Genomic DNA, 23,941 nt, shown 5'->3' with positions numbered 1-23,941 from the left:
ATGGCCGCTGCAACCGACGATGGGATCGCGGGCGCCAAGAGCGGTCTGTCGCTCGTCACCAACATCACCGTCCTCCTCCTCGTCGTCCTCTGGCTCGTCCCCACGGTCGGACTGCTCGTGTCGAGCTTCCGCGATCGCGATGCGATCAGCGGTTCGGGATGGTGGCGGGCCTTCACGGCCACCAGCCAGAACTTCGCGATCAGCACGGAGGGCGAGTTCACCGAGACGCCGGACGGTTGGACACTGACCGGCAACGTCTTCGGCCCCGACGGGTCCGGCGATGTCTCCGCCTTCGGCGGCCGGCGCTCCGAGCCGAACGCCTTCGCGCCCGGCGAGACGGGCGAACTGGTCCGCGGCCGGACCCTGACCATCGAGGCGAACGGTGATTTCGTCTACGTCGACCCCGACGAGGAGGAGCCGTCGCGGACGCCGTCCCTCTACGTGGCCACCGAAGTGCCGCCGACCTTCGGCACGGACAATTACGAGACGATCCTGTTCTCGAACGGGATGGACCGGGCCTTCATCAACACGCTGACCGTGACGATCCCTGCGACGATCATCCCGATCCTCGTTGCGGCCTTCGCGGCCTACGCGCTGGCCTGGATGGACTTTCCGTTCAGAGGCACGATCATCGCGATCGTCGTCGGCCTCCTCGTCGTGCCGCTGCAACTCGCGCTCGTGCCGATGCTGAAGTTCCACAACATGATCGGCATCGGTCAGAGCTTCTACGGCATCTGGTTCGCGCATACCGGCTTCGGCCTGCCGCTCGCCATCTATTTGCTCAGAAACTACATGGTCGGCCTGCCGCGCGACATCATCGAGAGCGCCAAGGTCGACGGCGCCACCGACTTCCAGGTCTTCACCCGCATCGTCCTGCCGCTGAGCTTTCCGGCCCTCGCCTCCTTCGCCATCTTCCAGTTCCTCTGGACGTGGAACGATCTGCTGATCGCCAAGGTGTTCCTTCCGTCCAGCGCGGAATCCTGGGTGATGACAGTCAAGATCGCCGACGACCTGCTGGGCTCGCGCGGCGGCGACTGGGGCATTCTCGCCGCAGCCGCTTTCGTTTCGATTGCGGTGCCCCTTTTGGTTTTCTTCACGATGCAGCGGTATCTGGTGCGCGGCCTTCTGGCCGGCTCCGTTAAGTAGGACAATGCATGACCGCCATCGCCGAAGCCCAGGAACCCGCCCCTAACCTCGATTGGTGGCGGGGGGGCGTGATCTATCAGATTTATCCGCGCTCCTATCAGGACAGCAACGGTGACGGCATCGGCGATCTTGCGGGAATCACCGAACGGCTGCCCTACGTAGCCTCCCTCGGCGTGGACGCGATCTGGATCAGTCCGTTCTTCACCTCGCCGATGAAGGATTTCGGCTATGACGTCAGCGACTATCGCGACGTCGACCCGATGTTCGGCACGCTCGCCGATTTCGACGAACTCGTCGCGACCGCCCACCGCCTCGGCATACGGGTGATGATCGACCTTGTGCTGTCGCATAGCTCAGACGAGCATCCGTGGTTCCGCGAGAGCCGGGCGTCACGCTACAATCCGAAGAGAGACTGGTATGTCTGGGCCGATCCTAAGCCCGACGGCACACCGCCGAACAACTGGCTTTCAATCTTCGGCGGACCTGCCTGGCAATGGGATACGCGGCGGCAGCAATACTACCTGCACAACTTCCTCGTCAGCCAGCCGGACCTGAACTTCCACAACCCTGACGTGCAGGACGCGCTGCTCGATGTGGCGCGCTTCTGGCTCGATCATGGGGTCGACGGCTTCCGCCTCGACGTCATCAACTTCTACTTCGCCGACCGATACCTTCGCGACAATCCGGCGCTGCCGCCGGAGCGCCGCAACGCGCATATCGCGCCGCAGGTGAACCCCTACAATCACCAGGAACACATCTATTCCAAGAACCAGCCAGAGAACCTCGTCTTCCTGAAGCGGTTCCGCGACCTCCTCGACGAATATCCGGGCGCGGCGGCGGTGGGTGAGGTCGGGGACGCGCAACTCGGCATGGAGATCCTTGGGCAGTACACGCGCGAGGGGGAGGGGGTGCACATGTGCTACGCCTTCGACTTCCTCGCCGCGGACCCGCTGACCGCCCGTCGCATCGTGGACGTCTTCGACCACATGGATCGCGTCGCGCCCGACGGCTGGGCCTGCTGGGCACTTTCGAACCACGACGTCACCCGTCACATGACCCGTTGGCACCTGGGCGACCAAGCCGCGCGTTGTTACGCAACGTTGATCCAGACGCTTCGCGGCTCGGTCTGCCTTTACCAGGGGGAGGAACTCGGCCTGACGGAATCCCTCGTCGCCTACGAGGACCTGCGCGACCCCTACGGTATCGAGTTCTGGCCGGAATTCGCGGGCCGGGACGGCTGCCGGACGCCGATGGTCTGGGAGGCGTCGAACAGCAACGGTGGATTCAGTCGCGGCAAGCCCTGGCTGCCCGTCGCTCCCGAACATCTCGGCAAGTCGGTGTCCGATCAGGAAAAGCTGCCCGACGCGATGCTGCATCATTATCGTCGGGTAATCGCCATGCGGAGCGCGCACGAAGCGTTGCGCTCCGGCGTGCAGCGCGACACGGTGGCCACGGGCGACGTGCTCAGCTTCACGCGGGAGGGCGCGGGCGAGCGGGTCTTCGCGGCCTTCAATCTCGGCGGGCGGACGGACACCATCCCGGCACCGGCGGGACTGTGGTTGCCGATCGAGGGGGTCGGCGGCTCGGAACTGAACGACGGTGCAGGAGGGCTGATCCTCGGCCCGTGGGAATACGTACTTCTGCGAGCGACGGGTTAGGACAGGAACAGAAGGGGGAGACATGGCGAATCTGAAACTTATGGACGTGGCCAAGGTCTATGGCGGCCAGGTCGAGGTTCTCAAGAACATCGATCTCGACATCAGGACGGGGGAGCTCATCGTTTTTGTCGGCCCCTCCGGCTGCGGCAAGTCGACGCTTCTGCGGATGATCGCCGGGCTCGAGAAGATATCCTCGGGCACGCTCGAGATCGACGGACAAGTGGTCAACGACGTCCCGCCTTCGGAGCGCGGCATCGCGATGGTGTTCCAGTCCTACGCGCTCTACCCGCACATGACCGTTCGCGAGAACATGCAGTTCGCACTGAAGATCGCGAAGGTCCCGAAAGCGGAGATGGACGCGGCCGTCGAGGCGGCGGCGAAGAAGCTGCAACTGACGCAATATCTCGATCGTCTGCCCAAGGCGCTCTCCGGAGGACAACGTCAGCGCGTCGCCATCGGCCGCGCCATCGTTCGCGACCCGAAGGTGTATCTTTTTGACGAGCCGCTCTCGAATCTCGACGCCGCGCTTCGCGTCGCCACCCGGATCGAGATCGCGCAGCTCAAGGAGCAGATGCCGGATTCGACGATGATCTACGTCACGCACGATCAGGTCGAAGCGATGACGCTCGCGTCGCGCATCGTGGTGCTCGCCAACAAGGGGATCGCGCAGGTCGGCAGCCCGCTCGAACTCTACGAACGCCCGGAGACGGAGTTCGTCGCGCAGTTCATCGGCTCCCCTGCGATGAACCTGATGTCGGGCGAGATCGTCGGCACCGGGTCGACGACCATTCTCAAGCTCCACGAGGGCGGCGGAACGATTTCGTCGAACGTCCCGTCGCGGGAGGAAGACATGGGCGCGACGGTCAATGTCGGCATCCGGCCGGAGGACATGATCCCGGCCAACGGCGAGAATTACGCCTTCCGCGGCAAGGTCGATATCGTCGAGGCGCTCGGCGAGGTGACGCAGCTTTACTTCGAGGTTCCGAAGGCCGGTGAGGATACGGACACGATCATCGCCAAGCTTCAGGGCATTCACACCGATATCCGGGGACGAGAAATGCATCTGACGGCAGATCCGTCGAAGGTGCATGTATTCCGGAACGGCGTGTCTCTGCTCTATCGCTGAGCGAGATCAGGGCAGCCGCTGCGTATGCCCCGGACCGGGCGCGAGGTGCATCCCAGTCCGCTGGGGATCGAGCTACTCTTCGGAGGTAGCCGCGCCGACGGTCCCGCCGACGACCGCACCCGCAGGCCCGGCGATGACGGCCCCGCCGAGACCACCGGTCGCGGCGCGTTCGGTCGCGCCGGTCCCGCAGGCGGCCAAGCCGATCAAACTTCCTGTCACGATCATAATGCGAACAAGCATGAAGAACTCTCCCTAGTGACGCGATCATACGCGATCACCTGAACATATCGCGGCGCACTTGAGACTTGTTCCCGTCTGAACCGGAAGGCGCAGGCTTCCCGAACGTCAGGACGACATCCGCACGACACCGATATAGGGCAGGTTCCGGTTCCGCTGCGCATAGTCGATCCCGTAGCCCACGACGAAGGCGTCGGGGATCTCGAACCCCGTCCAGGTCGCACGCACGTCCACCTCCCGCCGCGAGGGCTTGTCGAGAAGCGCGATCGTCTCCAACCGCGCAGGCTCCCGGTGGCCGAGGAAGTTCATGACGTGACGCAGCGTGTGTCCGGTATCGACGATATCCTCGACCACCAGCACGTCGCGCCCCGCGATCTCGCCGCGCAGATCCTTGAGGATCCGGACCTCGCGGCTCGATTCCATCGCGTTGCCGTAGCTCGACGCTTCGAGGAAATCGACCTCCACCGGCAGGTCGAGCTCGCGGACGAGGTCGGCGATGAAGACGAAGGAGCCGCGCAGGAGACCGACGACGACGAGCTTGTCGGTGCCGGCGAACCGTGCCTCGATCTCGCGGGCCAGCGCCTCGATCCGGGCGGCAATGGCCTTGGCGCTGATCATCTGGTCGATCACGTAATCGTCCGGCATGTTGCTCCCCTCGGATCCTTGCGCCATCACGCGCGTTACCACGCAGATCGTCCGACCCCAAGGATCACATGACCCGACATTCCGAGACCCGAGAGCTGCCCTACACGCCGGAGCAGATGTACGACCTCGTCGCCGACGTCGAACGCTATCCCGAGTTCCTGCCCTGGACCGCCGCGGCACGCGTGCGCTCCCGCGAGGGGGGGCCGAACGGCGAGGTAATGCTCGCCGATCTCGTCATCAGCTTCCGCGTCTTCCGGGAGAGCTTCGGGTCAAAGGTCACGCTATGGCCGGAAGAGAAGCGGATCGAGACGGCCTATCTGGAGGGGCCATTCGAGCACATGAACTCGGAATGGCGGTTCGAGCCGACGGAGGGCGGCTGCCGCGTGCATTTCTGGGTCGACTTCGCGTTTCGCAACAAGCTCATCGGGCGTGTCGTCGGCAGTGTCTTCAATCAGGCCATGCACCGGATCGTGGCCGCCTTCGAAAAGCGCGCCCGCGATCTCTACGGCCCCGCGGCGGCCTGAAGCAGCTCGAGCGCGTGGTCGCGTGCCGCGCGGCGCACCGCGTCGCGGCCGAGCGCGCCGAACTCGACCGTCTCGGCCCGGATGCCATGCGCATCCGCCACGGCGAAACAGACGCGTCCCTCCGGCTTGAACGCCGATCCGCCGGGCCCGGCGATCCCGGTGATGGCGACGGCGAGGGAAGCGCCGGACCGGTCCCGCGCGCCGGCCGCCATCCCGCGCGCGACAGTCTCGGAAACGGCGCCATGCTCGACGAGTGCGACCTGCGAAACGCCGAGCTGCGCGCGTTTGGCCGCGTTGGAATAGGTGACCGCGCCCCAGAGGAACACGTCCGACGCGCCCGGCGGATCGGTCAGCGCGGCAGCGACCATGCCGCCGGTGCAGCTTTCAGCCGTGGCGATCGTCAGACCGCCGGCCCGGCACGCGTCCAGAAGCGCCGCGACGTTCATAGATGCGCCAGTCCGGCCAGCCCGATCACGCCCAGCGCCGCGAGGACGCCCGCCACGACGTCGTCCAGCATCACGCCCCAGACGTCGGGCCGTCGATCGAGCCATCCGACCGGACCCACCTTGAGGATGTCGAAGAACCGAAACAGAAAAAAGGCCGCGATCCAGCCGGGCCAGAGCGCCAGCAGCGGCGCACCGGCTGCCCAGGCGCCCCACGCCACCGGCATCAGCGCGACCCATTGCCCCAGCACTTCGTCGATCACCACTTCCGACGGGTCGTGTTCCGGGTGGCCGCGCGTCACGTCGATGGTCGCCCAGACGCCCAGCGGCAGAAGCAGAACGGTCAGGAGCGTGAACAGGATCGGCCCGCCCTGCATCGCGAGCCAGCCGAGCGGCAGCGCCACGAGCGAGGCCCAGGTTCCGGGCGAGGGGCGCAGGAAGCCGACATAGCCGATCGTGGCCACGGCCCGGGCAATCCCGCTCATGCCGCCACCAGCGTGACCGTCGCCATGCAGGCGATCCCCTCGCCCCGACCGGCGAAGCCAAGCCGCTCCGTCGTCGTCGCCTTCACCGAGACGCGTCCGACCTCCAGCCCCATGATCTCCGCCAACCGGGCGCGCATCGCCGCCGCATGGGGGCCGACCTTCGGCGCCTCGCAGATCAGCGTGGCATCGACATTGCTCACCTCGAATCCCCGATCCGCGGCCAATGAAACCGCATGAGCAAGGAACACACGACTGTCCGCGCCCTTCCATTGCGGGTCCGAGGGCGGAAAGTGCTGTCCAATATCGCCCTCGCCCAACGCGCCGTAAATCGCGTCCGTGATCGTGTGCAGTCCCACATCCGCGTCGGAATGCCCCTGCAATCCGCGATCGTGCGGAACCCGGACGCCGCAGAGCATGACGTGGTCGCCCGGTCCGAACCGATGCACGTCGAAGCCGTTGCCCACACGGACGTCCATCCCCGCCTCCTTCTCGAACAGGTGTTCGGCCCGCGCGAAATCCGCGGGCGTGGTGATCTTCATCGACGCTTCGTCGCCCGGCACGATGCGAACGGCAAGCCCCGCCGCGCGCGCGACCGCGACGTCGTCCGCTGCATCTCCCGGATGCGCCGCATGCGCCGCGCGGATCGCGTCCGTCCGGAACCCCTGCGGCGTCTGCGCGCGCCAGAGCCCGGTACGGTCGCGCAGGTCCTCGACCGTCGACGTCCCGACCCAGAGCGCGTCGGTGACGGCCAGAGCCGGGGCCGCACCGTCGCAGGTCGCCAGCGCCTCCATGACCCTACGGATCATGTCGCCCGGAACGCCGGGTCGGGCGGCGTCGTGGATCAGGACGTGCGACGTCTCGACCGCCGCTAGGCCCGCCGCCACGGACGCAGCCCGCGTGGCCCCACCTTCGATCAGCCGCACGCGTGGCACCGCCGCCAACGCGCGCGCCCTATCCTCCGGATGGATGACGACGATGGTGTCCATGAGTCCCGCGAAAGCCGCGACGCTGCGCGCGAGCACCGGACGGCCGGCCAGCATGCGGTATTGCTTCGGCATGCCCCCGCCCGCACGCACGCCACGGCCGGCCGCGACAATGAGGGCGGTGTAGGTATTGACGGGCATCCAAGCTCCGTTCCTCGAACGCCTCGTCCTAGCCCCCCGCCTCGGACGTGACAACCGGACGGGCAAGGGACTGGCGGTCTGCCTATCTTTTGGGCATATACGAGACTCCCGGTCGTTAACCTTGTGCAATACCCTGCCAATCCCGTCGGTAGACCCGTAGCAGGTTCTGGAACCGCCCTGAAAAGCAGCAAATGCCGGAAAAACCCGCACAACCTCTCGATCCCCGGTTGCAGGCTCTTGGCCTCCGCAGCCCGGTCGCGCTTGCGCCCATGGCGGGGATCACGGACCTTCCGACCCGGACGCTCGTGGCCTCGTTCGGCGCGGGGCTCGTCGTCTCGGAAATGGTGGCCAGCCGCGAGATGGTCGAGGCCAAGCCGTCGGTCCGCGACCGCGCGGAGCTGGGCGCCGACGTGGCAGACACGGCGGTACAGATCGCCGGGCGGGACGCGGTCTGGATGGCCGAGGCCGCGAAGTTGCTGGCCGGGCAGGGCGCGCGGATCATCGACATCAACATGGGTTGCCCGGCGAAGAAGGTGACGGGCGGGCTCTCCGGCTCGGCGCTCTTGCGGGATCACGATCACGCGCTGCGACTGATCGAGTCGGTCGTCCGCGCCGTCGACGTTCCGGTGACGCTGAAGACCCGTCTGGGCTGGGACGACGACAGCCGCGATACCGCCGCGCTGGCCGTCCGGGCCGAGGCCGCGGGCGTGCGGATGCTGACGATCCACGGGCGGACCCGCTGCCAGTTCTATCGCGGCCGCGCCGACTGGACGGCGATCGCGCCCATCGTCCGCGCGGTCTCCATCCCGGTCCTCGCGAACGGCGACGTCACAGACGCCCACGCCGCGCGCGCCGCCCTTGCGGCCTCCGGCGCGGCGGGCGTGATGGTCGGGCGGGGTGCGCAGGGCCGACCGTGGCGACTTGCCGAGATCGCGCATGCGCTCGGCTACGCCCCACTGCCGCGTATCCCGACGGGCGATCACCTCGTCTCGCTCGTCGCCCGGCACCACGCGGCCATCGTGGATTTCTACGGTCCCGAACTCGGCGGGCGCGTCGCGCGCAAGCATCTGGGCTGGTACATGAACGATGCCGGCACGCCGCCCGCGCTCCGCAGGCGCGTCCTCACGGCACCGGCCCGGGACGTGGCCGCGCTGCTGCCGGACGCGTTCGCCTACCGGGAAAACCGCGCCGCATGACCGATCCCGACATCTGGCAGGCCCTGCCGATGCCGGCCCTCGTCACCGGCCCGGACGATCGCGTCGTCGCGGCGAACGGCCCGGCCGAGGACTTCCTCAACCGTTCCGCCCGCGCGCTGACGGGGGCGATGCTGCCTGCGTTGCTGACGGTCGAGGGCGGATTGGCCAACGTGATGGCGCGGGTCCGCGAGCGGGATTCGCCCGTCACGCTGCACGATACCGCTCTCCGCATCGGCCGCTCGCCGGACATCCGATGCGAATTGCATCTCGCCCCCCTCGGCGGCGGTATCCTGACGCTGATCTCGCCGCAGGATCTCGCCAGCCGGGTCGACCGCGCCGGCCAGTCGCGCAGCGCGGCCCGTTCCGCCATCGGCATGGCCGAGATGCTGGCCCACGAGATCAAGAATCCGCTCGCGGGCATCACCGGTGCCGCACAGCTCATCAGCATGAATCTGAGCGGCGAGGACCTTGAACTGACTGAACTCATCGTGACGGAAAGCCGGCGGATCGTGAAGCTGCTCGAGCAGGTCGAGCAGTTCGGCGACCTGCGCGCGCCCGAACGCCGGGCCGTGAACCTGCACGACGTGCTCGACCGCGCGCGCCGCTCCGCTCTGGTCGGCTTCGCCTCGCACATGACGCTCGTGGAAGAGTACGATCCCTCGCTCCCTCCGACTTGGGCGGATCCGGACCAGCTCCTGCAGGTGGTTCTCAACCTTCTGAAGAACGCCGCGCAAGCTGCGGACGGGTCGGGAAGGATCACCCTGCGGACGTTCTACGACATGACGTTGCGCGTGCGGCGCAGGGACGGCACAGGCGGCGCCGTCCCGCTGCAGATCGAGGTCACGGATGACGGTCCGGGCATTCCGCCGGAGATCGCGGGCAATCTGTTCGAGCCTTTCGTATCGGGACGCGAGAACGGCACCGGTCTCGGTCTCGCCCTCGTTTCCAAGATCGTCCACGAGCACGACGGCTGGCTGTCGGTGGAGTCGCATCCGGGCCGGACCGTGTTCCGCATCTCCCTGCCGCGCGCGCTCGACGACCTGAAGAACAACACGCAATCTCTTGAGGGATAACGATGGATGGTACGATCCTGGTCGCCGATGACGACCGCACAATTCGAACGGTCCTCACGCAGGCGCTGACCCGTGCCGGCTGCAAGGTTCACGCGACCGCCTCCCTCAACACGCTCCTGCGATGGGCGGAGGAGGGCAAGGGCGACCTTGCCATCACGGATGTCGTCATGCCCGACGGCAACGGGCTCGACATGCTGCCCCGCCTCGCGGAATTACGGCCGAATCTGCCGGTCATCGTGATCTCGGCGCAGAACACGATCATGACCGCCGTCCACGCTGCCGAGGCCGAAGCATTCGATTATCTGCCCAAGCCGTTCGACCTGCCGGATCTGATGAAGCGCGCCTCGCGGGCGTTGAACGAGCGCAAGAAGACCGCTTCGCCGCGAAGCGAGGTTGAACCGACCGACGACCTGCCCCTGATCGGAAGGACCCCGCTTATGCAGGCCCTCTACCGGCTGGTGGCTCGCGTGATGAACACCGATCTGCCGGTCCTGATCCAGGGCGAAAGCGGCACCGGCAAATCCCTCATCGCACGCGCGATCCACGATCTCGGCGATCGTCGTACGCTGCCCTTCGTGGTTGCGACCGGCGCCGACCTCGGGGGCGTGGACGGCCCGTCCGAGCTTCTGTCCCGGGCGCGGGGTGGCACGATCCTCTTCGACGAGGTCGGCGATCTGGACGCCGACGCACAGGCGCGGGCAGCACGTCTGATCGACGGGTTGGACGGGTCGGGTCCGCGGCTGATGGCGACGACGCAGCGCGACCTTCGCCCGCGGCTCGATGCCGAGGTGGGCGGGCTGCGCTCCGACCTGTATTACCGCCTCGCCGGGGCGCAGATCGACGTACCGCCGCTCCGCGCGCGCGTCGACGACATCCCGCTTCTCTCCGCCCATTTCCTGCACCGGGCCGAGCGCGACGGCAGCGCCGTGCATCGGTTCTCGACGGAGGCGACGGACCTCCTGCGCGCCCATCCCTGGCCCGGCAACGTGCGGCAGCTGGAGAACGTGACCCGTCGCCTCGTCGCGACCGCGCCCGCGGAGGAGATCACGCAACCCGAAGTGGAGGCCGTGCTCGGCCCCGCCACGGCCGGACCGAAGGCGACGCTCGCCTCGGACGATCTGTCGGAGTCTGTCCGGGCTCATCTGCAGCGCTATTTCGACTTGCAGGGCGGCCAGCTTCCACCCCCCGGGCTGCACGGGCGTATCCTGCGCGAGGTGGAGGCGCCGCTGATCGAGATCGCGCTCGATGCGACCGGCGGCAACCAGGCGCGCTGCGCCGATCTCCTCGGCATCAACCGCAACACGTTGCGAAAGAAGATCACCGATCTCGATATTCTGGTGACACGACGACGCAAATTGATGTAAAACCGTCACACGCGTTGCGGATCGGGAACAACCCGGCGGGAACGACGCACGGTAGGACATTGATACGAGGCAGTTTTGCGGTCTCCCGCCCCGACGGCCGACCTGTTGTCGCGAACGTTCCTGTGGAGCGGACGCCGGGACGTGCAATCCGTCCTGACGGCCACGCTCGTCGTGCTCGGGCCGCTTCTCGTCATCGTGACGTTCCTCGCCCTCGACCTGCGCGGGCCCGGCGGCGAATACGGCTGGTTGCGCGTGGTTCTCCTGTGCGACCTGGTCTACATCCTCGCCATTGCAGCGCTGGTCGTGCGGCGGCTGACGAGCATGATCTCGGCGCGTCGCGCGCGCTCCGCCGGGTCCCAGCTGCACCTGCGGCTCACCGGCGTCTTCACCGGCATCGCGCTGATACCCACTGTCCTGACGGCCGTCTTCGCGACGGTGACGATCAATATCGGACTAGAGGGCTGGTTTTCCGACCGGGTCCGCAACGCACTCGGCAATTCGGTCGAGGCTGCGCAAGCCTATGCGCAGGAGCATCGTGACGGATTGACCGAGGACGCCCGCGCGCTGGCCAGCTATCTCGACGTGGCCAAGCGCGCCTCCTTCTTCATGGCGGATGGTGATCTGCGGGAACTTCTTGCCCAAGGGCAGGAACTTGTTCAACGCGGGCTGGAAGAAGCCTTCGTCATCGACGGAGCAGGCGAGATCCGGGCGCGGGGCGAGAGTTCCTACCTGTTCGATTTCGAGCCGTTGACGCCCGAGCAGCTCGCGCGCGTGCGCGATGGCGCGATCATCCTGATCGAGGACAAGGAGATCAACGAGTTCCGCGTTCTTCTAAAGCTGCGGAACTACGCCGACCGGTTTCTCTATGTTACCCGGACGGTCGACGGTGAGATTCTGGAGCTTCTGGATGAGACGGAGGCGACCGCGCAGCTCTACCAGCAGCTCGAGCGCGACCGTGGGCGGCTGCTGTTCGAGTTCGGGCTTCTGTATCTCGGCTTCGCGCTGATCCTCATACTCGCGGCCACCTGGGCGGGTCTCTGGTTCGCCGAGCGCCTGTCGCGACCCGTCGGCCGACTGGCCGGGGCGGCGCAGCGCGTGGGTCAGGGCGATCTCGACGTGCGCGTGCGCGAGGATGCCGGCGACGACGAGATCGCCATGCTGGGCCGCATCTTCAACCAGATGACACGGCAGCTGAAGGGACAGCGAGACGCGCTCGTCGAGACGAACACGCAGACGGAACGGCGCCGCCGGCTTTTCGACTCGGTGCTTGGCTCCGTGACCGCGGGCGTGATCGGGCTGGACGCGGAGGGGCGGATCGACTTCATGAACCGTTCGGCGCAGAGGCTCTTGCGCCTCGACGGGGATCGCTACGGCGAGGTGCTCGCCCATGTGGTGCCGGAATATCGCGACCTTTTCGATCGGCTGCGCGCGGCCAATGCCGAGACCATGCAGGAGGAGGTCCGGGTGGCCCGGGCCGGCAAGCTCGAAAGCCTGCTCGTCCGCATCGCCACCCGTACCGGCGAGGACGGCACACCCGAGGGCTATGTCGTGGCCTTCGACGACGTGACCGACCTCGTCTCGGCGCAGCGGATGGCGGCCTGGGGCGACGTCGCGCGGCGCATCGCGCACGAGATCAAGAACCCTCTGACCCCGATCCAGCTTTCGGCGCAGCGCGTGAACCGCCGTTTCGGCCGCGAGCTCGCCCCCGAGAGCGCGGCCAAGCTCGCCGAGCTGACCGACGTGATCGTGCGGCAGACCAACGACCTGCGCCGCATCGTCGACGAGTTCTCCAAATTCGCGCGCATGCCGGAGCCCGAACGGCGCCGGGGCGACCTCGCGGCACTGCTGCGCGAGACGGTGACGCTGCAACGGGCTGCGCTCGACCCGGTGGAGATCGTCGCGGAGATCCCGGATCGACCGGTGGCGGCCGAGTTCGACCTGACGATGATGGGTCAGGCCTTCACGAACCTCATCAAGAACGCGGGCGAAGCCATTGAATCCCGGCAGGAGAATGCCGGAACGGACGTGCCGTGCCGCGTCACCGTGACGATGGCGCCCGGTCCGACGCATATCGAGATCCGCATCGCGGATACCGGCATCGGCCTGCCCGCGGATCGGGCGCGCCTGTTCGAGCCCTACGTGACGACCCGCGACAAGGGCACGGGGCTGGGGCTGCCGATCGTCAAGAAGATCGTCGAGGAGCACGGTGGCACGCTTGAGTTGCGTGACGCCGCGCCGGACGAGACGGGGCATAAAGGAGCGGAAGCCGTCATAAGGCTTCCCCGCATTGAGGAGCAGTGACATGGGCGACATTCTGATCACCGACGACGAGGCCGACATCCGCAGCCTCATCTCGGACATTCTGGAGGACGAGGGCTATTCCTGCCGCACCGCCGGAACCGCCGAGGCCTGCATGGCGGCCATCGCGGAGGCGCCGCCCGCCGCGATGATCCTCGACATCTGGCTCAAGGACAGCGACATGGACGGGATCGACATCCTGAAGTCGGTTCGTCGCTCGCATCCCGACATTCCGATCATCATCATTTCGGGCCACGGCAACATCGAGATCGCGGTCGCCGCCATCAAGCAGGGCGCCTACGACTACATCGAGAAGCCGTTCAACATCGACCAGCTGACGGTGGTCATCACCCGCGCGATGGAGACGGCGCGGCTGCGGCAGGAGAACAGCGAGCTTCGCCGCAAGGACGCCGCCTCGGCCGAAATGATCGGACAGTCGGCCGCCTACAAGATGCTGATTGGGCAGCTCAAGAAGGTAACCAACTCCAACAGCCGCGTCATGCTGACCGGCCCGGCCGGCGCGGGCAAGGAGGTCGCGGCGCGCTACATCCACGCCAAGTCGAACCGGGCGCACGCGCCCTTCGTCACGATTTCCTCGGCCTCGATCGAGCCCGACCGGACGGAGATCGTGCTCTTCGGTCGCGAGACTTCGGAGAAGGGCGTCGAGCAGGGATTGCTCGAGCAGGCCCATGAGGGGGTGATCTATTTCGACGAGATCGCCGACATGCCGCTCGGCACGCAGTCTAAGATCCTCCGGGTGCTCGTCGACCAGGCCTTCACTCGCGTCGGCGGCACCGAGAAGGTCCGCGTCGATCTGCGCGTGATCTCCTCGACCAACCGCGACCTGACGCAGGAGATCCGCGCCGGACGGTTCCGCGAGGAACTCTACCACCGGCTCAACGTCGTGCCGATCGCCGTGCCCTCGCTGGAAGAGCGGCGCGACGACATCCCGGTGCTCGCCGATCACTTCATCGCCGCCCTCAACAAGGTGCAGGGCCTGCCCCTGCGCGCGCTCTCCGACGAGACAAGCGCACTTCTGCAGACGATGCGCTGGCCCGGCAACGTGCGGCAGCTCCGCAACGTGATCGAGCGCGTGCTGATCCTCGGCGACGGCTCCGGCCCGATCGAGCCGTCCGAATTGCCGAACCCGACAGACGGGGGCGGCGACGGGGGCGAGATGACGCTGACGGGCTCGCTCGCTTCGCTGCCGCTGCGGGACGCGCGCGAGCTGTTCGAGCGGCAATATCTGATGACGCAAATCAACCGTTTCGGCGGCAACATCTCGCGCACCGCGAACTTCGTCGGGATGGAGCGGTCCGCGCTGCACCGCAAGCTCAAGTCGCTCAGCGTGGTGACGACGACCCGGGGCGGTGCGCGGGTGGCACGGGTGGACGACTAGCCCGGCTGCGCGGCCGTGCGGGGCGTCGCGATCCGACCGTTCGCCTCGCAGAGCCCGCGCAGATCGTAGGGCTGGCTCTGCAGGACGGTCACCTCGCCGGTCGGACAGGACGGAAGGTCCGCCGGGCGGTAACCCTTCGTGGCCATGCAGGCATCGACCGCGCGGTCGCGAAGACCTTCGTTCGGATCGTCGTCGTAGACGTCCGGCCCCGTATAGCCACCGTAGCAGAACGGGCCCCGACAGATTGACGTACCGATCGTGATGCGCGACGCGGACCTTATCCGGCTCGCTGCGGGAAAATCGCGCTGCGCCGCGGCGGCGCAGTCCAGATATTCCCGCTCGGCGGTCAGGGCGGACGTGCCGGGCTTGAGCCAGACCGGCTCTGACGTGCCGGCGCAGGCGGCGAGGCCGATCGTAAAGAGGAGAGGCATGACCTTTTGCATGAGACGGAGACTAACACCGACGCAAGCGCGGGCAATTGCAATCGCCACATCCTGTCCCCGGATATTTCTAGGATGCCGAGCCGATCAGATTGCCGCTGCGCTCTGGTCGTAGATCGTGCAGTGAAGGGCCTGAATGCGCCATTCAGGGTTTTCCCCCACCCATGCGGCGGCGATGATCTGCGACCCGAGAGAACATTGGTTCAAAGTCATCTGCGGCAGGATCTGCGTCTCTTCCCGGCAAGTACCAGGTTCCGTGGCCAGACATGCCACGATCAATAATTCAACCATTTCTCTACTCGTCTTACTCGTTACCAGAATACTGGCGCAGTCCCGAACGGGGGGCCGATCGCCACGGCAAGATATAACGATCTTCATCAAGCCCGCATAGTCGGGATATCCCGCCCTGACCTGCGGGCCCGCCACTGCACGCCCGTTGACCGGCCCCTGCGGCGGGCCTATCCAAGCCACCTTACGCATCAGCCGAACCGGCCGTTCGGAGAAGGGGGCCCATGAAGGTCATCATCTGCGGCGCGGGGCAGGTCGGCTGGCAGATTGCGCGTCACCTCGCGGGCGAGCGCAACGACGTCACCATCGTCGACAACAACTCGGCCCTCGTGCATCGGGCGACCGACACGCTCGACGTCCAAGGTATCACCGGCTTCGCCTCCTATCCCGACGTGCTCGAGCGGGCAGGGGCGGAGGATGCGGACATGCTGATCGCGGCGACGCATTCCGACGAGGTGAACATGGTCACCTGTCAGGTCGCGCATTCGATCTTCACCGTGCCGCGCAAGATCGCCCGGTTGCGCGCGCAGAGCTATCTCTCGGCCGTGCGCGCCGATCTCTATCGTCGTGACCATTTGCCGATCGACGTTGTCATCTCGCCCGAGCGGGAGGTGGCCGAGGCGGCGTTGCGTCGGCTGCGGGCGCCCGAAGCCTTCGACGTGGAGGAGTTCATGGAGGGCGGGGCGACCTTTATCGGCCTCAACCTCGATGCCGAATGCCCCGTCCTCGACACGCCCCTGCGCCAGCTTTCGGAACTGTTCTCCACCCTGCGCGCGGTCGTCGTCGGCGTCCGGCGGCACGGAAAGCGGCTTTTCGCGCCCGATCCGAACGACCAGCTGAAGGCCGGGGACCAGGTCTATATCGTGACCCATTCCGACGACCTGCACCGGACGCAGGAGATCTTCGGCAAGAAGGTCCGCAAGCAGAATCGCGTCGTCATCGTCGGCGGCGGCAATGTCGGGCTCGCCGTGGCCGAGGCGCTCGAGAACGCGCCGGAGCGCATCCGCGCCAAGATGATCGAGCGCGACCGGCGCTCTGCCGAGCGCGCGGCCGAGGCGCTGACGCGGACCATCGTCCTGTCGGGCGACGGCCTCGACATCGAGCTCCTGCGGGAGGCAGGGATCGACCGGGCGGATGCCGTCCTGACAGTGACGGACGACGACAAGACGAACCTCCTCGCGGGCGTTCGCGCCAAGGCGGCGGGCTGCAACCGGACCATCGCGCTCATCAACGACCCGACGCTCGTGCCGCTGATGGAACCGCTCGGCATCGACGCCTACATCAATCCGCGCCAGACCACCGTGTCGTCGATTTTGCGCCACGTCCGCCACGGGCGGGTGCGCAACGTCTACTCCGTGGGCGACGCGGAGGCGGAGGTGATCGAGGCGCAGGTCCTCTCCACCTCGCCGATGACCGGCCGCCTGATCCGCGAGGTCGACTTTCCGGAAGGCGCGCTGGTCGGCGCGATCCACAAACCCGACGGCCGTGTGATCCGCCCGGATGGCGGCACCCGGATCGAGGAGGCGGACGTAGTCGTGATCTTCGCCCTGTCGTCCGACGTCGGCGAGGTGGAGCGCCTGTTGCAGGTCCAGGTGGACTTCTTCTGATGCTCCGGACGCGGGCCCGGCCCGGTCCCCTCGGCGTGCTGGGCCGACAGGTATCGCTGGCCGTGTTGATGGGAATGGGGCTCTGCGTGTCGATGTACGGACCCGCCCTCCATGCGGAGATTGCCGGGGAGCACCCGACGGCGCGGGCGTTCTTCTATTCCGGGACGCTGCTTCTCGCCCTGCTCGCGGCGATCGCGGTGGCCAGCGCGCGGCACCGGTCCTCGAACGTCTCGCGCAGCCATCTCGTGGCGCTCCTGATCGCGTTCACGCTTCTGCCGGTTCTGGCGGCGATCCCGCTTGCGCAGGTGGTGGTCGATACGCGGTTCCTGAACCTTTATGTCGAGATGGTCTCCGCCGCGACGACAACCGGCGGCAGTCTCTACGCGCCGACGCGTCTGAACGACAGCATGCATCTGTGGCGCGCGATCGTCGCCTGGGAAGGCGGGCTGGTCATCTGGGTGGCGGCGATCGCGATCCTCGCACCGCTGAACCTCGGCGGGTTCGAGGTGGCCGAGGGCAACATCACGCTGCGCCACGGCGGGGCCGGGCCGAACGCGATCCGCGTCCGCGACCGCAGCATCGACCCCGAGGCGCGGGTCTGGCGGGCGCTCGGGACGCTCGGGCCGATTTATATCGGGCTGACCCTCCTGCTCTGGGCGATTCTCGTGACGCTGGGCGAGCGTTCGGTCACGGCGCTCATCCACGCCATGTCGACGATGGCCACCTCGGGGATCACCGACGGCACCGGCATGACGACCGTCGGCTTCGGCGGCGAGGTCGTGATCGCGCTGTTCCTCGTCTTCGCGCTGTCGCGACAGACCTTCAGCACCGACATGAACCGCGAGCGGAGTCGGCATCTTGCCAACGACCGCGAGATCTGGACCGCCGGCCTGGTCATCGCGGCGGTCACCGTCATCCTCTTCGCGCGGCACTGGGTCGGCGCCTTCGAGATCGGCGACCTGTCGGACACCGAAGCGGCGCTGGGCGCGCTTTGGGGGTCTGCCTTCACCGCGCTGTCCTTCCTCACCACGACGGGGTTCGAGAGCGTTCATTGGGACGCCGCGCAGGACTGGTCCGGGCTCGACGCACCCACCGTCCTTCTTCTCGGTCTGGCGATTTTCGGCGGGGGTGTGGCGACGACGGCGGGCGGGGTGAAGCTCCTGCGCATCTACACGCTCTACGAGCATGGCCGGCGCGAGATGAACCTGCTCGTGCATCCGAGCGCGGTCGCCGGGATGTCGGGCGCGTTCGGGCGCATTCCGAAGGGCGGTACCGAGGGAGCCTGGGTGTTCTTCATGCTGTTCGCCACCTCGGTCGCCGTCGTGACGCTGGCCCTTACCGCCGCGGGACTCGATTTCGGCGCGGCCGTGGCGCTCGGCGTCGCCTGCCTGACCACGACCGGACCGCTCGCAGAGATCGTGCTGGGCGGGCAGGGGGCGCTGAACTCGCTGGGCGACGGCGGCAAACTCGTCGCCGCAGCCGCGATGGTGGTCGGCCGGCTCGAGGCGCTGGCCCTGATCGCCCTCCTCAATCCCGACTTCTGGCGCGATTGAAGGCCGGTATCTACCGTCTTCGATAGTGCGTCCCCCTGGAAGATAGATTTGTCGTTCGCTGCGCATCGCGCGGCGCGGAACCGGAACGGGATCTTTCGGGGTGGAAACTTTTACGTGAGCGGCACATAAGATCCGAACGGTCAAGGACGCCTCCAGAGACGGGGCGCGTGGAAACAGGGACGGACGGATGGCCTCGGACAAGCAGAACCTTCAGGATGCGTTTCTCAACCAAGTCCGCAAGCAGAAGGTGCCGGTGACGATCTTTCTTATCAACGGCGTCAAATTGCAGGGCGTGATTACCTGGTTCGACAATTTCTGCGTCCTGCTGCGGCGGGACGGACAGTCGCAACTGGTCTACAAGAGCGCGATCTCGACCGTGATGCCGGCCCAGCCGATCCAGCTCTACGACAGCGGGGAGGGAGCGTCTGCCGACGCCTCCTGATCACACGCACTCGACCGCGGCGAAACCGACCCGCGCGCTCGTCCTGCATCCCGACACCCGCGGGGGCGACCGGTCCGGACGCGATCCGAAATACGCGGTCGCGGAGGCGGTGTCGCTCGCGCATGCGCTTCCGGGGCTCGACGTACTGGGCGGCGAGGTCGTGCGCCTGCCGCGGCCGCATCCCGGCATGCTGTTCGGCTCCGGCAAGGTCGAGGAACTTGGCCAGCGCATCGAGGCCGACGAGATCGAGCTCGTCCTGATCGACGGGACGGTGACGCCGGTGCAGCAGCGCAACCTCGAGAAGGCGTGGAAGGTCAAGCTCCTCGACCGGACCGGGCTCATCCTCGAGATCTTCGCCGACCGTGCCGCCACGCGCGAGGGCGTTCTACAGGTCGATCTCGCCGCACTCTCCTACCAGCGCACACGGCTCGTTCGTGCCTGGACCCACCTGGAGCGGCAGCGCGGCGGGCTCGGTTTCGTCGGCGGCCCCGGGGAGACGCAGATCGAGGCGGACCGGCGGGCGATCGACGAACAGATGATGAAGCTGCGCCGGCAACTTGAGAAGGTCGTGAAGACGCGCGAGTTGCACCGTGCTGCCCGCGCCAAGGTGCCGTATCCGGTCGTGGCGCTGGTAGGCTACACGAACGCCGGCAAGTCGACGCTGTTCAACCGCCTGACAGGGGCGGAGGTAATGGCGAAGGACATGCTCTTCGCCACCCTCGATCCGACGATGCGGGCGGTCGATCTGCCGCATGGATTGCGGGTGATTTTGTCGGACACGGTGGGGTTCATTTCCGACCTGCCGACGCAACTCGTCGCCGCGTTCCGCGCCACGCTCGAGGAGGTCCTCGATGCCGACCTGATCGTCCATGTCCGCGACATCTCCCACCCCGAGACGGACGCACAGTCCGAGGACGTGGAAACGATCCTCGAACAGCTCGGGACCGACGCCACGATCCCGCGGATCGAAATGTGGAACAAGGCCGACGCGCTGCCGGTCGAATCGCGCGCGACGGCCGAGAACCTCGCAGCGCGACGGGACGACGTCTATCTTGGTTCGGCGTTGACGGGGCAGGGGCTCGACACGCTGCTCGAACGGATCGCCGCAGACCTTACGGAGACCCTGAGCGACACGGACCTGACGCTGCCATTCTCGGACGGCCGTGCGCGAGCGTGGCTGCACGAGGAGGGGGTCGTGCAGAACGAGACGCAGACCGAGGACGGGCCCCGCATCTCGGTCCGCTGGACCGCGCGTCAGGCCGCGCGCTTCGCCGCAGCGTTCCCGGACCGCGCGCCAGCCGGCCTTGTCCCACCAAAGGACGCGCCGGAGCAAGACAGGTCCGACGATCCCTGGACGTCGTGATCCGTTCGGTCGGATAGAAGAGCACCACAGAGGCTAGGCAAGGCGCTGGGCGATACAGCCGATCCGAGACTCGTCCCTATTGCTGAACGCAATGCTGCTATGCGGCATCGTCTGTTGAAGAGCGCAGTGCGAGTATGCACCTTCTCGTTCTTGGGAGGAAACGAGTTACAAGATCCGGAAGGTAGATCATGACCACACTCGCCTCGAATGCTCCGTTTGCCGCGCTGCGTCGGTTAGTAACCCGTGCGTCGCACGCGATGTCCGAGCTCATCGATACGCTTCACAAGGCTCGCGAAGCCCAGCACCTGCTGCAGATGTCCGACGCGCAGCTCGAACGCCGCGGCCTCACCCGTGACGGGGTTGTCGCTCACGTCTTTCAGGATTGATCGAGTCTGGGTCTGTCGCCCGACGCTTGCGGCACGATCCCGACGTCCAGATGGTCTGAGCCTATCCGGTTGCGGCTACGTGTCTGTCACACCTATGCGTAAGGAACGCCGTCACTCTGTTCCGTCAGCCGCTTCATTTTCGGCGGCGCGGTCGGGCAGGGGTGACAGGGCGGCAGCCGCCTGCTACCGTCCAAGTCGATCGGGCCGTCAGAGTCCGGCATTGGCAGAGCAGACATTGGACAGGACCCGCCCCATGACCGTATTCACGCGTCGCAGCTTTCTTGCTGCGGCCTCCGCGCCGCTGGCGCTCGCCGCCTGCGGCAACGGGGTCGGCGGCAATGGCGCTGCCCGGATCGACGGCCGCGTCGATCAGGCCTTCGCGTTCATGTACCAGACGCTCCCCGAAACGCAGGTTCTTGCCCAGAAGGCGGTCGGGATTCTGATGATGCCGGTCGTCACCGAATTCGGGCTCGGCCTCGGCGGCGCCTACGGACGCGGGGCGCTCCAGGTCGACGGCGTAACGGTGGATTATTACTCCACGAGCGAATTGTCGTTCGGGCTTCAGGCCGGCGGCCAGCAATACAGCCACGCGCTGTTCTTCATGACGCAGCCGGCGCTTCTCAACTTCCGGACCTCGCCCGGCTTCACCGCGGGCGCCAACCTGAGCTACGCCGTCTCGACCAATGCCGGCGCGATCTCCACGGGAACGACCGAACTCCTGACCCCTGTGATCGCCGTGATCTTCGGTCAGGCCGGCCTCATCGCCGGCGCCTCGCTCGAGGGGACGAAGTACAACCGCATCATTCCCTGAGCGGTCAGCCTCCCGTCGAATGTCGGGCCCGCGCGCAGTCCCTGCACCACGCGCGTTTCGGGCTTGCGCCGCCTAGTCCGTCCTCCTAGAAGGCGCGCACTTCACAGGCGGGGGCGGGCCCTCGGGGGAGACATCCCCGTCGGTCCACCGGTTGAGCTGAGGCTCTGATCCCCCGTCCCAGGATCAAACCGGAAAGGTATCGAATACATGGCTTTGCCTGATTTCTCCCTGCGTCAACTCCTCGAGTCCGGCGTCCATTTCGGACACCAGACCCAGCGCTGGAACCCGCGCATGGCACCCTATATCTACGGGGCCAAGAACGGCATCCACATAATGGACCTCACGCAGACGGTCCCGATGCTGGATCAGGCGTTGCAGGTCGTGCGCGACACCGTCGCCCGCGGCGGGCGCATCCTCTTCGTCGGCACCAAGCGACAGGCGCAGAAGCCGATCGCCGACGCCGCCGAACGCTGCGCGCAATATCACATGAACCATCGCTGGCTCGGCGGCACGCTAACGAACTGGAAGACGGTCTCGAACTCCATCAATCGGCTCAAGAGCATTGACGAGGCGATGGAGACGGGCGGCGAGGGGCTGACCAAGAAAGAGCGCCTCAATATGGAGCGCGACCAGCTCAAGCTGCAGGCTTCGCTCGGCGGCATTCGTGAGATGGGCGGTCTGCCAGACCTGCTTTTCGTCATCGACGTCAACAAGGAAGATCTGGCCATCGCCGAGGCCCGCAAGCTCGGCATCCCGGTCGTCGCGGTCGTCGACTCGAACGCGTCGCCTGCCGGCGTCGACTATGTTATTCCCGGCAACGACGACGCCGCTCGTGCGATCGCGCTCTACTGCGACTTGGTTGCGCGCGCTGCGCTCGACGGCATGTCGGCCCAGCTTGGCGCGGCCGGCGTCGATATCGGTGCGATGGAAGAGACGGGCGAGGCCGTCGATCCCGGCGCGGCCGAGACACCCGAGAGCGACGCGCCCTCGGACGCGGCGACCGCCGAAGCCGACGCCTGAGATCGAGCATAGAACGACGAAGGGCGCGACTGGAACGGTCGCGTCCATTCCCATTCAAGGAGACAGGATCATGGCGATCACCGCTGCGATGGTGAAGGAACTCCGCGACACGACCGGCGCGGGCATGATGGACGCCAAGAAGGCGCTAACGGAGACGGACGGCGATATGCAGGCCGCGGTCGACTGGCTGCGCACCAAGGGGCTTGCTAAGGCCGCCAAAAAGTCCGGCCGCACCGCCGCCGAGGGCCTTGTCGCCGTCGCGGTCGATGGGGGCTACGGCGTCGCGCTCGAGGTCAATTCCGAGACCGACTTTGTCGGCAAGAACGCCGAGTTCCAGAAGATGGTCGCGTCGTTCGCGAAGGCCGCGCTTAACGTCGGGTCGGTCGAAGAGCTGAAGGCGGCGGAGATTGACGGCAGGATGGTCGAGACGATCCTCACCGACAAGATCGCCACGATCGGCGAGAACATGACGATCCGCCGGATGGCGCATCTCTCTGCGGCAAGCGTCGTGACCTACGTTCACAACGCGGCCGCGCCCGACATGGGCAAGATCGGCGTCCTGGTCGGTCTGTCGGGCGACAATGCCGAGTTCGGCCGCCAGGTCGCCATGCACGTCGCCGCAGCGAACCCGGCCTCGCTGTCGGAAGCCGATCTCGACCCCGCGGTGCTCGAGAAGGAGCGTCAGGTCCAGATCGACATTGCGCGCGAGAGTGGCAAGCCCGAGCAGGTCATCGAGAAGATGATCGAAGGCCGGATGAAGAAGTACATGGCCGAGGTGACCTTGCTGAACCAGCAATTCGTCGTAAACCCGGACGTGACGGTCGGCAAGGCCGCCGCGGAGGCTGGTGTCGAGATCACGGGCTTCGTACGGCTCGAGGTGGGCGAAGGGATCGAGAAGACCGTCGAGGACTTCGCCGCCGAGGTCGCGAAAGTCTCGCAAGGCTGAACGCATCGAACACGCGAGGCGTCGGCAATGTCCGGCGCCTCGCGAAGAGTGGATCGACGAAGGGGCCGAAAAGATCGAATGGCCCGGCCCGGGTTAAAAAGAACCCGAACCGAGCCGTGTCCGAAATTCATCGGCCGGACCCGTCCCACGGTTGAATGCGCCCGCGGTTCGAGCCCGAGTAGTCCCGGGCTTAATTGCCGTCACTCACAAGACAGGCCGGTTATGCCCGGTGACGCCGGGAAAAGTAAGTCTGGATTTCCTTACCTTTTATTACAGATCGGTAAGACAGGCGTATCCGTCCGTTGTGACTGCTCTGACGGTGAGCCTCTGCTGTCGATAATGTCCATGATCGATAATGGACATCTTG

General features: G+C 66.5%; 24 protein-coding genes. 17 read left to right on the top strand and 7 right to left on the bottom strand.

All coding sequences use genetic code 11. The annotated features are described in order from the left end of the window. Genes Q1A87_RS19150 through ugpC form a run of 3 tightly spaced genes read left to right on the top strand, consistent with a single transcriptional unit; the run spans position 1 to position 3,930 of the window. On the top strand, positions 1-1,146 hold the full coding sequence (locus Q1A87_RS19150; RefSeq protein WP_299655132.1) for a carbohydrate ABC transporter permease: 1,146 nt from the start codon (positions 1-3) through the stop codon (positions 1,144-1,146). An 8-nt stretch (positions 1,147-1,154) separates the two neighbouring features. Continuing rightward, positions 1,155-2,804 (top strand): alpha-amylase family glycosyl hydrolase, encoded by a 1,650-nt coding sequence (locus Q1A87_RS19145; RefSeq protein ID WP_299655129.1) that lies wholly within the window; start codon positions 1,155-1,157, stop codon positions 2,802-2,804. A gap of 22 nt (positions 2,805-2,826) precedes the next feature. Next, the gene (gene ugpC / locus Q1A87_RS19140; protein WP_299655126.1) at positions 2,827-3,930 is read left to right on the top strand and encodes a sn-glycerol-3-phosphate ABC transporter ATP-binding protein UgpC; all 1,104 of its coding nucleotides are present in this window, start codon (positions 2,827-2,829) and stop codon (positions 3,928-3,930) included. Positions 3,931-4,002: 72 nt separating this feature from the next. On the opposite strand, the gene Q1A87_RS19135 is transcribed toward ugpC, so the two are convergent. Together Q1A87_RS19135 and hpt are read right to left on the bottom strand one after the other, a co-directional pair. Beyond that, positions 4,003-4,170, bottom strand: coding sequence for a hypothetical protein (locus tag Q1A87_RS19135; RefSeq protein WP_299655123.1), 168 nt, complete (start codon positions 4,168-4,170; stop codon positions 4,003-4,005). Positions 4,171-4,275: 105 nt separating this feature from the next. Further along, entirely contained in the window at positions 4,276-4,812 is a 537-nt protein-coding gene (hpt, locus tag Q1A87_RS19130; RefSeq protein WP_299655120.1) for a hypoxanthine phosphoribosyltransferase, read from the bottom strand. Positions 4,813-4,880: 68 nt separating this feature from the next. Between hpt and Q1A87_RS19125 the strand changes: the two genes are divergently transcribed. After that, positions 4,881-5,336, top strand: coding sequence for a type II toxin-antitoxin system RatA family toxin (locus tag Q1A87_RS19125; RefSeq protein ID WP_299655117.1), 456 nt, complete (start codon positions 4,881-4,883; stop codon positions 5,334-5,336). Here Q1A87_RS19125 and Q1A87_RS19120 read toward each other — a convergent pair. From Q1A87_RS19120 to Q1A87_RS19110, 3 genes are read right to left on the bottom strand one after another with little or no spacing between them, the layout of a single operon-like run. After that, on the bottom strand, positions 5,315-5,782 hold the full coding sequence (locus tag Q1A87_RS19120) for a CinA family protein (RefSeq protein WP_299655114.1): 468 nt from the start codon (positions 5,780-5,782) through the stop codon (positions 5,315-5,317). The two genes, Q1A87_RS19125 and Q1A87_RS19120, sit on opposite strands and share 22 nt — an antisense overlap. Beyond that, on the bottom strand, positions 5,779-6,264 hold the full coding sequence (locus Q1A87_RS19115; RefSeq protein WP_299655111.1) for a phosphatidylglycerophosphatase A: 486 nt from the start codon (positions 6,262-6,264) through the stop codon (positions 5,779-5,781). Before Q1A87_RS19115 ends, Q1A87_RS19120 begins: the two co-directional genes overlap by 4 nt. After that, a complete protein-coding gene (locus Q1A87_RS19110) occupies positions 6,261-7,388 on the bottom strand; it encodes a bifunctional 2-C-methyl-D-erythritol 4-phosphate cytidylyltransferase/2-C-methyl-D-erythritol 2,4-cyclodiphosphate synthase (RefSeq protein WP_299655108.1) in 1,128 nt (375 codons plus the stop codon). Before Q1A87_RS19110 ends, Q1A87_RS19115 begins: the two co-directional genes overlap by 4 nt. A gap of 191 nt (positions 7,389-7,579) precedes the next feature. Between Q1A87_RS19110 and dusB the strand changes: the two genes are divergently transcribed. The 5 genes from dusB (at position 7,580) to Q1A87_RS19085 (ending at position 14,718) form a co-directional block, all read left to right on the top strand. Next, positions 7,580-8,584: a tRNA dihydrouridine synthase DusB gene (gene dusB / locus Q1A87_RS19105; protein ID WP_299655105.1), complete on the top strand. Its 1,005-nt coding sequence runs from the start codon at positions 7,580-7,582 to the stop codon at positions 8,582-8,584. After that, a complete protein-coding gene (locus Q1A87_RS19100; RefSeq protein WP_299655103.1) occupies positions 8,581-9,657 on the top strand; it encodes an ATP-binding protein in 1,077 nt (358 codons plus the stop codon). The genes dusB and Q1A87_RS19100 overlap by 4 nt, the downstream gene beginning before the upstream one ends. Before the next feature lie 2 nt (positions 9,658-9,659). Next, complete coding sequence (locus tag Q1A87_RS19095) at positions 9,660-11,021, top strand: response regulator (RefSeq protein ID WP_299655100.1); 1,362 nt, start codon at positions 9,660-9,662, stop codon at positions 11,019-11,021. Positions 11,022-11,162: 141 nt separating this feature from the next. Further along, the gene (locus tag Q1A87_RS19090; RefSeq protein ID WP_299655097.1) at positions 11,163-13,322 is read left to right on the top strand and encodes a PAS domain-containing sensor histidine kinase; all 2,160 of its coding nucleotides are present in this window, start codon (positions 11,163-11,165) and stop codon (positions 13,320-13,322) included. 1 nt (position 13,323) lies between these two features. After that, positions 13,324-14,718, top strand: coding sequence for a sigma-54 dependent transcriptional regulator (locus tag Q1A87_RS19085; protein WP_299655094.1), 1,395 nt, complete (start codon positions 13,324-13,326; stop codon positions 14,716-14,718). On the opposite strand, the gene Q1A87_RS19080 is transcribed toward Q1A87_RS19085, so the two are convergent. Next, positions 14,715-15,149, bottom strand: coding sequence for a hypothetical protein (locus tag Q1A87_RS19080; RefSeq protein ID WP_299655091.1), 435 nt, complete (start codon positions 15,147-15,149; stop codon positions 14,715-14,717). The two genes, Q1A87_RS19085 and Q1A87_RS19080, sit on opposite strands and share 4 nt — an antisense overlap. A 96-nt stretch (positions 15,150-15,245) precedes the next feature. Further along, on the bottom strand, positions 15,246-15,449 hold the full coding sequence (locus Q1A87_RS19075) for a hypothetical protein (protein WP_299655088.1): 204 nt from the start codon (positions 15,447-15,449) through the stop codon (positions 15,246-15,248). A gap of 221 nt (positions 15,450-15,670) precedes the next feature. Between Q1A87_RS19075 and trkA the strand changes: the two genes are divergently transcribed. From trkA to tsf, 8 genes are all read left to right on the top strand, one after another. Beyond that, the gene (trkA, locus tag Q1A87_RS19070; RefSeq protein ID WP_299655085.1) at positions 15,671-17,053 is read left to right on the top strand and encodes a Trk system potassium transporter TrkA; all 1,383 of its coding nucleotides are present in this window, start codon (positions 15,671-15,673) and stop codon (positions 17,051-17,053) included. Next, positions 17,053-18,606 (top strand): potassium transporter TrkG, encoded by a 1,554-nt coding sequence (locus Q1A87_RS19065; RefSeq protein ID WP_299655082.1) that lies wholly within the window; start codon positions 17,053-17,055, stop codon positions 18,604-18,606. Before trkA ends, Q1A87_RS19065 begins: the two co-directional genes overlap by 1 nt. Before the next feature lie 187 nt (positions 18,607-18,793). Beyond that, entirely contained in the window at positions 18,794-19,048 is a 255-nt protein-coding gene (gene hfq, locus Q1A87_RS19060; protein ID WP_299655079.1) for an RNA chaperone Hfq, read from the top strand. Further along, positions 19,032-20,411 (top strand): GTPase HflX, encoded by a 1,380-nt coding sequence (gene hflX / locus Q1A87_RS19055; protein ID WP_299655153.1) that lies wholly within the window; start codon positions 19,032-19,034, stop codon positions 20,409-20,411. The genes hfq and hflX overlap by 17 nt, the downstream gene beginning before the upstream one ends. A gap of 188 nt (positions 20,412-20,599) precedes the next feature. Then, positions 20,600-20,797: a DUF1127 domain-containing protein gene (locus Q1A87_RS19050; protein ID WP_299655076.1), complete on the top strand. Its 198-nt coding sequence runs from the start codon at positions 20,600-20,602 to the stop codon at positions 20,795-20,797. Positions 20,798-21,050: 253 nt separating this feature from the next. Further along, positions 21,051-21,608 (top strand): YSC84-related protein, encoded by a 558-nt coding sequence (locus Q1A87_RS19045; protein ID WP_299655073.1) that lies wholly within the window; start codon positions 21,051-21,053, stop codon positions 21,606-21,608. Positions 21,609-21,815: 207 nt separating this feature from the next. Further along, entirely contained in the window at positions 21,816-22,628 is an 813-nt protein-coding gene (gene rpsB, locus Q1A87_RS19040; protein WP_299655071.1) for a 30S ribosomal protein S2, read from the top strand. A gap of 70 nt (positions 22,629-22,698) precedes the next feature. Then, the gene (gene tsf / locus Q1A87_RS19035; protein WP_299655068.1) at positions 22,699-23,574 is read left to right on the top strand and encodes a translation elongation factor Ts; all 876 of its coding nucleotides are present in this window, start codon (positions 22,699-22,701) and stop codon (positions 23,572-23,574) included. Positions 23,575-23,941 lie beyond the last annotated feature (367 nt).

The organism is uncultured Jannaschia sp., from assembly GCF_947494055.1.
Lineage (GTDB): Bacteria > Pseudomonadota > Alphaproteobacteria > Rhodobacterales > Rhodobacteraceae > Jannaschia.
The sequence above is the reverse complement of the archived record's forward strand: the minus strand, read 5'-3'. Positions and strand labels throughout refer to the sequence as shown.